The sequence below is a fragment of the Psychrobacter sp. 1Y1 genome, assembly GCF_051847395.2.
Taxonomy (GTDB): Bacteria; Pseudomonadota; Gammaproteobacteria; order Pseudomonadales; family Moraxellaceae; genus Psychrobacter.
In genome coordinates, this window is the sequence record NZ_JBPYDF020000001.1 from 154,584 (window position 1) to 167,847 (window position 13,264).

General features: G+C 47.0%; 2 protein-coding genes, 4 tRNA genes and 6 rRNA genes. 1 reads left to right on the plus strand and 11 read right to left on the minus strand.

The annotated features are described in order from the left end of the window. Window positions 1-114 precede the first annotated feature (114 nt). Window positions 115-771, minus strand: coding sequence for a YqiA/YcfP family alpha/beta fold hydrolase (locus ACS8FA_RS14635; protein WP_439264307.1), 657 nt, complete (start codon window positions 769-771; stop codon window positions 115-117). A gap of 187 nt (window positions 772-958) precedes the next feature. Between ACS8FA_RS14635 and ACS8FA_RS14640 the strand changes: the two genes are divergently transcribed. Continuing rightward, a complete protein-coding gene (locus ACS8FA_RS14640) occupies window positions 959-1,219 on the plus strand; it encodes a DUF1289 domain-containing protein (RefSeq protein ID WP_394125003.1) in 261 nt (86 codons plus the stop codon). Between the two features lie 572 nt (window positions 1,220-1,791). Here ACS8FA_RS14640 and rrf (ACS8FA_RS14645) read toward each other — a convergent pair. The 10 genes from rrf (ACS8FA_RS14645) to ACS8FA_RS14690 all read right to left on the minus strand — a co-directional run bounded on the left by rrf (ACS8FA_RS14645) (window position 1,792) and on the right by ACS8FA_RS14690 (window position 13,066). Next, window positions 1,792-1,905 (minus strand): 5S ribosomal RNA (gene rrf / locus ACS8FA_RS14645). 190 nt (window positions 1,906-2,095) lie between these two features. After that, a 23S ribosomal RNA gene (locus ACS8FA_RS14650) occupies window positions 2,096-4,951 on the minus strand. 348 nt (window positions 4,952-5,299) lie between these two features. After that, a tRNA-Ala gene (locus ACS8FA_RS14655) sits at window positions 5,300-5,375 on the minus strand. A gap of 9 nt (window positions 5,376-5,384) precedes the next feature. Further along, window positions 5,385-5,461, minus strand: a tRNA-Ile gene (locus tag ACS8FA_RS14660). Between the two features lie 75 nt (window positions 5,462-5,536). Then, window positions 5,537-7,075 (minus strand): 16S ribosomal RNA (locus ACS8FA_RS14665). A gap of 707 nt (window positions 7,076-7,782) precedes the next feature. Further along, window positions 7,783-7,896 (minus strand): 5S ribosomal RNA (gene rrf / locus ACS8FA_RS14670). A 190-nt stretch (window positions 7,897-8,086) separates the two neighbouring features. Then, window positions 8,087-10,942, minus strand: a 23S ribosomal RNA gene (locus tag ACS8FA_RS14675). A gap of 348 nt (window positions 10,943-11,290) precedes the next feature. Next, window positions 11,291-11,366: transfer RNA gene (locus ACS8FA_RS14680), tRNA-Ala, on the minus strand. Between the two features lie 9 nt (window positions 11,367-11,375). Then, window positions 11,376-11,452, minus strand: a tRNA-Ile gene (locus tag ACS8FA_RS14685). A 75-nt stretch (window positions 11,453-11,527) separates the two neighbouring features. Continuing rightward, window positions 11,528-13,066, minus strand: a 16S ribosomal RNA gene (locus ACS8FA_RS14690). Together the 16S, 23S and 5S rRNA genes with 4 tRNA genes alongside form the textbook arrangement of a ribosomal RNA operon. Between the last annotated feature and the right edge of the window lie 198 nt (window positions 13,067-13,264).

The following is a 13,264-nucleotide window of genomic DNA, read 5'->3' on the forward strand; positions in this document are numbered from 1 at the left end:
CCTTAACTGTTCGCGTGCGTTTAATTCTATTAAACCATTATAACGAAAAATAGCGACGTTAACGTCAATACTCCATCGCTTACGTCATATAATGTCGTCTATTTAAGGTTGTACTCACCTCTGTAAGATATTCATCACCATCGGTAGCTGCTCATCAAAGTCACTGAACCGATGATCGCCACCCTCTTGCACCGTTACCGATGCGCCCTTACCTTGATAAAAAGCTTTAGACAATTCAGAATTTAACAGCTCGTCGCCCTCTTTTAGCAGTACAGCAACTTTATCAGGATAATTTACTGATAAAAGTTGATTATCTGAAAACCACTGTAAATCTGCAGGCATAATACTCCAGCCACCCGCTGTCGTATGCAGGACTTTGCTAGTAGATGACTCATTTAAGTTATCTTGATTTGATACTGATTGATTAGAGAAACGCTGTAAAGTGATATGGGGCTGGATACTAGGGTTAAGCAATAAAACTGGGCAGCCTATCTGGTTGCTTATCAAAGTAGAAAAATACCCACCTAGCGAGCTGCCGATTAATACCGTATTTGATAACTCAGTCTGTTTATCTGCTGATTTTCCATCTTCAGTATCATTTAGCGCTTTGATTAAAGACAGTAGTTGCTCACACACTTGCGCAGGGGTTTTATTTAAATCAGGACGCAGCACATCAATATCAGGATAATGAAGCTGGCAATATTTTTCTAACAACACCCCTTTGGTCGAGTTGGCATCACTGTCCAATCCATGGATATAAATCAAGTTCACGTATCATCTCACTTATTAATTTTGTTATGATTATCTTATAAAGGCTATCAAAGCTAAGCATAGCACCCGCTAGACGGAAATAATAATAATAAAATGGCACACTATTAGTCAGTATTTGCGACATAATAATGTTGTACAGTGATTTTATGCAGGTCAAAGGAATGACGGTAGTCATTATGGAGGAGTCATGAATCAACAGTTTGAGCTGTTCGAGATTGCCAATCCATGTATTGGTCTTTGTCAAAGCAATAAGAAGGGTTATTGCTTTGGTTGCCTGCGTAGTCGAACTGAGCGCCAGCGATGGCATGATATGACGACAGAGCAGCAGCGCGAGGTGCTACGGCTTATCGCAGGACGGAAGCTGCGTATAGAACAAATGAAACAGCGTAAAGATGAACAGTTAGGTTTTGATTTTGAAGAGATACCTGAGATAGGTGAGTTGTTTTAAGAAGTAATTAATCAGGCCAGACATGCCAACAGTATCCTCAAAATGTGTTAAATTTCGCTAAAATATATGCCCAATAACCTAACAGTAGAATCAGTAGTACCCACGGTATGGCGAAACACCAATAATATAAATCGCTAGTAGTAAATACGTAAAAATAAACAGCCATTCCAACACTGATTACAAGCGAAGCTGCATATCCAATCAGCAAGGTAAAGAGAACATTATTCTCAGTTTTGGTTAAGCTTGGGCTTCCCTCTGCACACATATAGAAAAGAAACCCGAAGGCAAAAGCCCCGCCAATAGTAATATGCATAAATGATATTAGAACTAGCAACCAAATTGACACGCATACTTCCTTATTAGTCTAATGATGGCTTTGTCTTTAATACAGTGCTTTTTACAAGTTAGAAGCGCTTTCAATAAAAAATAGCATACCTTCAAGTTTTTCTATAATCAATACTGAAATACGCTTGCTAGAATAAATTAGACTGAAATCAGTAGATCTGCCACCAACCCGCACACAAAGAAAATCCCCCGACAAGCTAATGTCGGGGGATTTATCTAGAATAGAGAGCTGACGATGACCTACTCTCACATGGGCGAACCACACTACCATTGGCGCTACGATGTTTCACTTCTGAGTTCGGGAAGGGATCAGGTGGGGCCATCGCGCTATTGTCGTCAGCAAAGGGGGTTAGATATGAGTCTGTTGTTGTTATTGTTGACTTCAAGTTTAAGCTTGTTGTCGATCAACTTGTAACCTAACTGAATCAAGGTTAAAGGTGATATCGAAATATTCTTTCTTTATTCTATAAGCCACTACAGCTTATACAAGATAGATTAATTAGACTTGTATACAAACCACTTGGGTGTTGTATGGTCAAGCCAAACGAGCAATTAGTACAGGTTAGCTACACGCATCGCTGCGCTTCCACACCCTGCCTATCAACGTCCTAGTCTTGAACGGCTCTTTAGGGAAATCTAATCTTGAGGTGGGCTTCCCGCTTAGATGCTTTCAGCGGTTATCCCATCCGAACGTAGCTACCGGGCAATGCCACTGGCGTGACAACCCGAACACCAGAGGTTCGTCCACTCTGGTCCTCTCGTACTAGGAGCAGATCCTCTCAAATTTCCAACGCCCACGGTAGATAGGGACCGAACTGTCTCACGACGTTCTAAACCCAGCTCGCGTACCTCTTTAAATGGCGAACAGCCATACCCTTAGGACCTGCTTCAGCCCTAGGATGAGATGAGCCGACATCGAGGTGCCAAACACCGCCGTCGATATGAACTCTTGGGCGGTATCAGCCTGTTATCCCCAGAGTACCTTTTATCCGTTGAGCGATGGCCCTTCCATACAGAACCACCGGATCACTAAGACCTACTTTCGTACCTGCTCGACTTGTGGGTCTCGCAGTTAAGCGCGCTTTTGCCTTTATACTCTTCGACCGATTTCCGACCGGTCTGAGCGCACCTTCGTACTCCTCCGTTACTCTTTAGGAGGAGACCGCCCCAGTCAAACTACCCACCATACATTGTCCTCGGTATTGTTATACCTGAGTTAGAACCCCAACATGACCAGGGTGGTATTTCAAGATTGGCTCCACCAAGACTAGCGTCTCGGCTTCAAAGCCTCCCACCTATCCTGCACAAGTCAGGTCAAAGTTCAATGTAAAGCTGTAGTAAAGGTTCACGGGGTCTTTCCGTCTAGCCGCGGGTACACAGCATCTTCACTGCGATTTCGATTTCACTGAGTCTCTGCTGGAGACAGCGCTGCCATCATTATGTCATTCGTGCAGGTCGGAACTTACCCGACAAGGAATTTCGCTACCTTAGGACCGTTATAGTTACGGCCGCCGTTTACTGGGGCTTCGATCAAGAGCTTCGCTTACGCTAACCCCATCAATTAACCTTCCAGCACCGGGCAGACATCACACCCTATACGTCCACTTTCGTGTTTGCAGAGTGCTGTGTTTTTAATAAACAGTTGCAGCAGCCTGGTATCTGCGACTGCCAACAGCTCAAGGAGCAAGTCCTATCACCATCAACAGCGTACCTTCTCCCGAAGTTACGGTACCATTTTGCCTAGTTCCTTCAGCAGAGTTCTCTCAAGCGCCTTGGTATTCTCTACCTGATCACCTGTGTCGGTTTAGGGTACGATTCGTTTATAACTATTGCTTAGAAGCTTTTCCTGGAAGCATGGTATTTGCCACTTCGCTGTACAAGTACAGCTTGCTATCAGATCTCGGTATAGAATAGCCCGGATTTACCTAAGCTATAAACCTACATCCTTTCACCTGGACAACCAACGCCAGGCTGACATAACCTTCTCCGTCCCTCCATCGCATTATAAACAAGTATCGGAATATTAACCGATTTCCCATCGACTACGCCTTTCGGCCTCGCCTTAGGGGTCGACTCACCCAGCCCCGATTAACGTTGGACTGGAACCCTTGATCTTCCGGCGTGCGAGCTTTTCACTCGCATTATCGTTACTCACGTCAGCATTCGCTCTTGTGATACCTCCAGCATGCTTTACAACACACCTTCACAGGCTTACACAACGCTCCCCTACCACTTGAAAACAAATTCAAATCCGCAGCTTCGGCTCCTAGTTTGAGCCCCGTTACATCTTCCGCGCGGGCCGACTCGACTAGTGAGCTATTACGCTTTCTTTAAAGGATGGCTGCTTCTAAGCCAACCTCCTAGCTGTCTATGCCTTCCCACCTCGTTTCCCACTTAACTAGGAATTTGGGGCCTTAGCTGGCGGTCTGGGTTGTTTCCCTCTCCACGATGGACGTTAGCACCCACCGTGTGTCTCCCGGATATCACTCATCGGTATTCGGAGTTTGCATCGGTTTGGTAAGTCGGTATGACCCCCTAGCCGAAACAGTGCTCTACCCCCAATGGTGTTCGTCCGAGGCGCTACCTAAATAGCTTTCGGGGAGAACCAGCTATCACCGAGTTTGATTAGCCTTTCACCCCTATCCACAAGTCATCCCCTGGCTTTTCAACGACAGTGGGTTCGGTCCTCCGGTGCCTGTTACGGCACTTTCAACCTGCTCATGGATAGATCACTCGGTTTCGGGTCTATACCCTGCAACTAAACGCCCTATTAAGACTCGGTTTCCCTACGGCTCCCCTAAACGGTTAACCTTGCTACAGAATATAAGTCGCTGACCCATTATACAAAAGGTACGCGGTCACCCAACAAGTGGGCTCCCACTGCTTGTACGCACACGGTTTCAGGTTCTATTTCACTCCCCTCACAGGGGTTCTTTTCGCCTTTCCCTCACGGTACTGGTTCACTATCGGTCAGTCAGGAGTATTTAGCCTTGGAGGATGGTCCCCCCATCTTCAAACAGGATTTCTCGTGCCCCGCTCTACTTAATATGTTAACGCTAATGTTTCGAATACAGGACTATCACCTACTACGGTCAGCTTTCCCACGCTGTTCTTCTACATTAGCATTAATCGGCTTCTCCCCGTTCGCTCGCCGCTACTAGGGGAATCTCAATTGATGTCTATTCCTAAGGGTACTGAGATGTTTCACTTCCCCTCGTTCGCTTCCTAATAAATTAGGATACCTACCTTATGGTAGGTGGGTTTCCCCATTCAGAAATCTCCGGATCACAGGATATTGCCGCCTCCCCGAAGCTTATCGCAGGCTGTCACGTCTTTCATCGCCTCTGACTGCCAAGGCATCCACCATGTGCGCTTCATTACTTGACCATACAACCCCAAGTAGTCTTTCGACTTCTAAGTGTCATACAATCTAATTATGATAACGATATCACCTATGTTTATACGCTTGATTCAGTTCTCTTTACTTTTTTTAGTAATCAACCCCTGGGATAACAACTGATGTCGTTAAGAGGTTAATTACTAAGGTTAAGAAGTGCGCGTGAACACGCTCTTCTTAACCCAGACTCATATCTATGTTTTTAAATAGTCTCTATGCTCTCGTCGAGTCACAGATTCTGTATAAAACAGAAAGAAGTAATCAATCACAATCACTTGTTTCTATTTGATACCTATTTTATTTATTAGCATCTAAAGCTTACTTAACCGTCTTAGTAGTGGTGGAGCCAAACGGAGTCGAACCGTTGACCTCCTGCGTGCAAGGCAGGCGCTCTACCAACTGAGCTATGGCCCCATTGTAAAATGGTGGGTCTAGGTGGACTTGAACCACCGACCCCCGCGTTATCAACACGGTGCTCTAACCAGCTGAGCTACAGACCCTAATACGTTTGTTAAAAACGTAAGCTTAAACTAAAGAACAACTTGTTGTGAATTCTTGCTGACCGAATGCGTCTATAAGGAGGTGATCCAGCCGCAGGTTCCCCTACGGCTACCTTGTTACGACTTCACCCCAGTCATCAACCACACCGTGGTGAACGCCTCCCCGAAGGTTAAGCTATCCACTTCTGGTGCAATCAACTCCCATGGTGTGACGGGCGGTGTGTACAAGGCCCGGGAACGTATTCACCGCGGCATTCTGATCCGCGATTACTAGCGATTCCTACTTCATGGAGTCGAGTTGCAGACTCCAATCTGGACTACGATAGGCTTTTTGAGATTCGCATCACATCGCTGTGTAGCTGCCCTCTGTACCTACCATTGTAGCACGTGTGTAGCCCTGGTCGTAAGGGCCATGATGACTTGACGTCGTCCCCGCCTTCCTCCAGTTTGTCACTGGCAGTATCCTTAGAGTTCCCGGCTTAACCCGCTGGTAACTAAGGACAAGGGTTGCGCTCGTTGCGGGACTTAACCCAACATCTCACGACACGAGCTGACGACAGCCATGCAGCACCTGTATTCTAATTCCCGAAGGCACTCCCGCATCTCTGCAGGATTCTAGATATGTCAAGACCAGGTAAGGTTCTTCGCGTTGCATCGAATTAAACCACATGCTCCACCGCTTGTGCGGGCCCCCGTCAATTCATTTGAGTTTTAACCTTGCGGCCGTACTCCCCAGGCGGTCTACTTATTGCGTTAGCTGCGTCACTAAGTCCTCAAGGGACCCAACGACTAGTAGACATCGTTTACGGCGTGGACTACCAGGGTATCTAATCCTGTTTGCTACCCACGCTTTCGAGCCTCAGTGTCAGTATGATGCCAGGAAGCTGCCTTCGCCATCGGTATTCCTTCAGATCTCTACGCATTTCACCGCTACACCTGAAATTCTACTTCCCTCTCACCTACTCTAGCCTAACAGTTTCAGATGCAGTTCCCAGGTTAAGCCCGGGGATTTCACATCTGACTTATCAAGCCACCTACGCTCGCTTTACGCCCAGTAATTCCGATTAACGCTTGCACCCTCTGTATTACCGCGGCTGCTGGCACAGAGTTAGCCGGTGCTTATTCTGCAGCTAATGTCATCGTCCGTGGGTATTAATCACGGAGTCTTCTTCACTGCTTAAAGTGCTTTACAACCAAAAGGCCTTCTTCACACACGCGGCATGGCTGGATCAGGGTTTCCCCCATTGTCCAATATTCCCCACTGCTGCCTCCCGTAGGAGTCCGGGCCGTGTCTCAGTCCCGGTGTGGCTGATCATCCTCTCAGACCAGCTACAGATCGTCGCCATGGTAGGCCTTTACCCCACCATCTAGCTAATCCGACTTAGGCTCATCTAATAGCGAGAGCAGTAAACTGCCCCCTTTCTCCCGTAGGTCGTATGCGGTATTAATACGAGTTTCCCCGTGCTATCCCCCACTACTAGGTAGATTCCTAAGTATTACTCACCCGTCCGCCGCTCGACGCCTGGTAGCAAGCTACCATCGTTTCCGCTCGACTTGCATGTGTTAAGCCTGCCGCCAGCGTTCAATCTGAGCCATGATCAAACTCTTCAGTTTAATCTTGCTATGAAGCTCTTTAAAGAAGCTTCTAAACTTGGCTCATCTAATCTGGCAAAATCGCTAAAAATTATGTTCGTAATGAATTAACTTTGAGTTTTTCTGCTGTCTTAAATGATAATTTTTATAGTTAATAATCTTCCCGAAAAGAAAAGATAGTCAACTTTATTTTTTAGCATTCTGAATCAGCAAAAATCCACACAAGTTGTTCTTTAGTTATGCTTTTAAATAATGTCTGACACTGTCGTCCAGTGCTAGTATTTCAAACTAAGTAAGTCGGCCAATGTGGCTTATCCTATTTAGCGTGCTGACCATCATATCATGTTTTAATAGTCTGTCAACTTCTTTTTTTAATTTGTTTCAACAAGTTAACTGGGTTATTAATGTGTAATCTACACATCTCTCACTGCCAGTCCGTCTGATGAGGGCGTATTATAGACGCTATATTTATTTAGTCAAGAAGTATTTGCTATTTAATTTAAACAATTTGCATTGCTCGAACCTGTAACCTACTTCCCTTTCGACTGGGTGGCATTATACGCTTGTTTGAGACTGGGTCAAGGTTAATTGAGCTTTTTTTATGATTATTTTACTGTATGAGATTATTGGCTGTTGATCGAAGCATCCAGCACCTAGCACTGGCACCAAACCGAGCACAAAGAAAATCCCCCGACAAGCTAATGTCGGGGGATTTATCTAGAATAGAGAGCTGACGATGACCTACTCTCACATGGGCGAACCACACTACCATTGGCGCTACGATGTTTCACTTCTGAGTTCGGGAAGGGATCAGGTGGGGCCATCGCGCTATTGTCGTCAGCAAAGGGGGTTAGATATGAGTCTGTTGTTGTTATTGTTGACTTCAAGTTTAAGCTTGTTGTCGATCAACTTGTAACCTAACTGAATCAAGGTTAAAGGTGATATCGAAATATTCTTTCTTTATTCTATAAGCCACTACAGCTTATACAAGATAGATTAATTAGACTTGTATACAAACCACTTGGGTGTTGTATGGTCAAGCCAAACGAGCAATTAGTACAGGTTAGCTACACGCATCGCTGCGCTTCCACACCCTGCCTATCAACGTCCTAGTCTTGAACGGCTCTTTAGGGAAATCTAATCTTGAGGTGGGCTTCCCGCTTAGATGCTTTCAGCGGTTATCCCATCCGAACGTAGCTACCGGGCAATGCCACTGGCGTGACAACCCGAACACCAGAGGTTCGTCCACTCTGGTCCTCTCGTACTAGGAGCAGATCCTCTCAAATTTCCAACGCCCACGGTAGATAGGGACCGAACTGTCTCACGACGTTCTAAACCCAGCTCGCGTACCTCTTTAAATGGCGAACAGCCATACCCTTAGGACCTGCTTCAGCCCTAGGATGAGATGAGCCGACATCGAGGTGCCAAACACCGCCGTCGATATGAACTCTTGGGCGGTATCAGCCTGTTATCCCCAGAGTACCTTTTATCCGTTGAGCGATGGCCCTTCCATACAGAACCACCGGATCACTAAGACCTACTTTCGTACCTGCTCGACTTGTGGGTCTCGCAGTTAAGCGCGCTTTTGCCTTTATACTCTTCGACCGATTTCCGACCGGTCTGAGCGCACCTTCGTACTCCTCCGTTACTCTTTAGGAGGAGACCGCCCCAGTCAAACTACCCACCATACATTGTCCTCGGTATTGTTATACCTGAGTTAGAACCCCAACATGACCAGGGTGGTATTTCAAGATTGGCTCCACCAAGACTAGCGTCTCGGCTTCAAAGCCTCCCACCTATCCTGCACAAGTCAGGTCAAAGTTCAATGTAAAGCTGTAGTAAAGGTTCACGGGGTCTTTCCGTCTAGCCGCGGGTACACAGCATCTTCACTGCGATTTCGATTTCACTGAGTCTCTGCTGGAGACAGCGCTGCCATCATTATGTCATTCGTGCAGGTCGGAACTTACCCGACAAGGAATTTCGCTACCTTAGGACCGTTATAGTTACGGCCGCCGTTTACTGGGGCTTCGATCAAGAGCTTCGCTTACGCTAACCCCATCAATTAACCTTCCAGCACCGGGCAGACATCACACCCTATACGTCCACTTTCGTGTTTGCAGAGTGCTGTGTTTTTAATAAACAGTTGCAGCAGCCTGGTATCTGCGACTGCCAACAGCTCAAGGAGCAAGTCCTATCACCATCAACAGCGTACCTTCTCCCGAAGTTACGGTACCATTTTGCCTAGTTCCTTCAGCAGAGTTCTCTCAAGCGCCTTGGTATTCTCTACCTGATCACCTGTGTCGGTTTAGGGTACGATTCGTTTATAACTATTGCTTAGAAGCTTTTCCTGGAAGCATGGTATTTGCCACTTCGCTGTACAAGTACAGCTTGCTATCAGATCTCGGTATAGAATAGCCCGGATTTACCTAAGCTATAAACCTACATCCTTTCACCTGGACAACCAACGCCAGGCTGACATAACCTTCTCCGTCCCTCCATCGCATTATAAACAAGTATCGGAATATTAACCGATTTCCCATCGACTACGCCTTTCGGCCTCGCCTTAGGGGTCGACTCACCCAGCCCCGATTAACGTTGGACTGGAACCCTTGATCTTCCGGCGTGCGAGCTTTTCACTCGCATTATCGTTACTCACGTCAGCATTCGCTCTTGTGATACCTCCAGCATGCTTTACAACACACCTTCACAGGCTTACACAACGCTCCCCTACCACTTGAAAACAAATTCAAATCCGCAGCTTCGGCTCCTAGTTTGAGCCCCGTTACATCTTCCGCGCGGGCCGACTCGACTAGTGAGCTATTACGCTTTCTTTAAAGGATGGCTGCTTCTAAGCCAACCTCCTAGCTGTCTATGCCTTCCCACCTCGTTTCCCACTTAACTAGGAATTTGGGGCCTTAGCTGGCGGTCTGGGTTGTTTCCCTCTCCACGATGGACGTTAGCACCCACCGTGTGTCTCCCGGATATCACTCATCGGTATTCGGAGTTTGCATCGGTTTGGTAAGTCGGTATGACCCCCTAGCCGAAACAGTGCTCTACCCCCAATGGTGTTCGTCCGAGGCGCTACCTAAATAGCTTTCGGGGAGAACCAGCTATCACCGAGTTTGATTAGCCTTTCACCCCTATCCACAAGTCATCCCCTGGCTTTTCAACGACAGTGGGTTCGGTCCTCCGGTGCCTGTTACGGCACTTTCAACCTGCTCATGGATAGATCACTCGGTTTCGGGTCTATACCCTGCAACTAAACGCCCTATTAAGACTCGGTTTCCCTACGGCTCCCCTAAACGGTTAACCTTGCTACAGAATATAAGTCGCTGACCCATTATACAAAAGGTACGCGGTCACCCAACAAGTGGGCTCCCACTGCTTGTACGCACACGGTTTCAGGTTCTATTTCACTCCCCTCACAGGGGTTCTTTTCGCCTTTCCCTCACGGTACTGGTTCACTATCGGTCAGTCAGGAGTATTTAGCCTTGGAGGATGGTCCCCCCATCTTCAAACAGGATTTCTCGTGCCCCGCTCTACTTAATATGTTAACGCTAATGTTTCGAATACAGGACTATCACCTACTACGGTCAGCTTTCCCACGCTGTTCTTCTACATTAGCATTAATCGGCTTCTCCCCGTTCGCTCGCCGCTACTAGGGGAATCTCAATTGATGTCTATTCCTAAGGGTACTGAGATGTTTCACTTCCCCTCGTTCGCTTCCTAATAAATTAGGATACCTACCTTATGGTAAGTGGGTTTCCCCATTCAGAAATCTCCGGATCACAGGATATTGCCGCCTCCCCGAAGCTTATCGCAGGCTGTCACGTCTTTCATCGCCTCTGACTGCCAAGGCATCCACCATGTGCGCTTCATTACTTGACCATACAACCCCAAGTAGTCTTTCGACTTCTAAGTGTCATACAATCTAATTATGATAACGATATCACCTATGTTTATACGCTTGATTCAGTTCTCTTTACTTTTTTTAGTAATCAACCCCTGGGATAACAACTGATGTCGTTAAGAGGTTAATTACTAAGGTTAAGAAGTGCGCGTGAACACGCTCTTCTTAACCCAGACTCATATCTATGTTTTTAAATAGTCTCTATGCTCTCGTCGAGTCACAGATTCTGTATAAAACAGAAAGAAGTAATCAATCACAATCACTTGTTTCTATTTGATACCTATTTTATTTATTAGCATCTAAAGCTTACTTAACCGTCTTAGTAGTGGTGGAGCCAAACGGAGTCGAACCGTTGACCTCCTGCGTGCAAGGCAGGCGCTCTACCAACTGAGCTATGGCCCCATTGTAAAATGGTGGGTCTAGGTGGACTTGAACCACCGACCCCCGCGTTATCAACACGGTGCTCTAACCAGCTGAGCTACAGACCCTAATACGTTTGTTAAAAACGTAAGCTTAAACTAAAGAACAACTTGTTGTGAATTCTTGCTGACCGAATGCGTCTATAAGGAGGTGATCCAGCCGCAGGTTCCCCTACGGCTACCTTGTTACGACTTCACCCCAGTCATCAACCACACCGTGGTGAACGCCTCCCCGAAGGTTAAGCTATCCACTTCTGGTGCAATCAACTCCCATGGTGTGACGGGCGGTGTGTACAAGGCCCGGGAACGTATTCACCGCGGCATTCTGATCCGCGATTACTAGCGATTCCTACTTCATGGAGTCGAGTTGCAGACTCCAATCTGGACTACGATAGGCTTTTTGAGATTCGCATCACATCGCTGTGTAGCTGCCCTCTGTACCTACCATTGTAGCACGTGTGTAGCCCTGGTCGTAAGGGCCATGATGACTTGACGTCGTCCCCGCCTTCCTCCAGTTTGTCACTGGCAGTATCCTTAGAGTTCCCGGCTTAACCCGCTGGTAACTAAGGACAAGGGTTGCGCTCGTTGCGGGACTTAACCCAACATCTCACGACACGAGCTGACGACAGCCATGCAGCACCTGTATTCTAATTCCCGAAGGCACTCCCGCATCTCTGCAGGATTCTAGATATGTCAAGACCAGGTAAGGTTCTTCGCGTTGCATCGAATTAAACCACATGCTCCACCGCTTGTGCGGGCCCCCGTCAATTCATTTGAGTTTTAACCTTGCGGCCGTACTCCCCAGGCGGTCTACTTATTGCGTTAGCTGCGTCACTAAGTCCTCAAGGGACCCAACGACTAGTAGACATCGTTTACGGCGTGGACTACCAGGGTATCTAATCCTGTTTGCTACCCACGCTTTCGAGCCTCAGTGTCAGTATGATGCCAGGAAGCTGCCTTCGCCATCGGTATTCCTTCAGATCTCTACGCATTTCACCGCTACACCTGAAATTCTACTTCCCTCTCACCTACTCTAGCCTAACAGTTTCAGATGCAGTTCCCAGGTTAAGCCCGGGGATTTCACATCTGACTTATCAAGCCACCTACGCTCGCTTTACGCCCAGTAATTCCGATTAACGCTTGCACCCTCTGTATTACCGCGGCTGCTGGCACAGAGTTAGCCGGTGCTTATTCTGCAGCTAATGTCATCGTCCGTGGGTATTAATCACGGAGTCTTCTTCACTGCTTAAAGTGCTTTACAACCAAAAGGCCTTCTTCACACACGCGGCATGGCTGGATCAGGGTTTCCCCCATTGTCCAATATTCCCCACTGCTGCCTCCCGTAGGAGTCCGGGCCGTGTCTCAGTCCCGGTGTGGCTGATCATCCTCTCAGACCAGCTACAGATCGTCGCCATGGTAGGCCTTTACCCCACCATCTAGCTAATCCGACTTAGGCTCATCTAATAGCGAGAGCAGTAAACTGCCCCCTTTCTCCCGTAGGTCGTATGCGGTATTAATACGAGTTTCCCCGTGCTATCCCCCACTACTAGGTAGATTCCTAAGTATTACTCACCCGTCCGCCGCTCGACGCCTGGTAGCAAGCTACCATCGTTTCCGCTCGACTTGCATGTGTTAAGCCTGCCGCCAGCGTTCAATCTGAGCCATGATCAAACTCTTCAGTTTAATCTTGCTATGAAGCTCTTTAAAGAAGCTTCTAAACTTGGCTCATCTAATCTGGCAAAATCGCTAAAAATTATGTTCGTAATGAATTAACTTTGAGTTTTTCTGCTGTCTTAAATGATAATTTTTATAGTTAATAATCTTCCCGAAAAGAAAAGATAGTCAACTTTATTTTTTAGCATTCTGAATCAGCAAAAATCC

Bases quoted from the DNA above. Each gene is read 5' to 3' on its own strand.
- ACS8FA_RS14640 (WP_394125003.1), top strand. From the start codon at position 959: ATGAATCAACAGTTTGAGCTGTTCGAGATTGCCAATCCATGTATTGGT.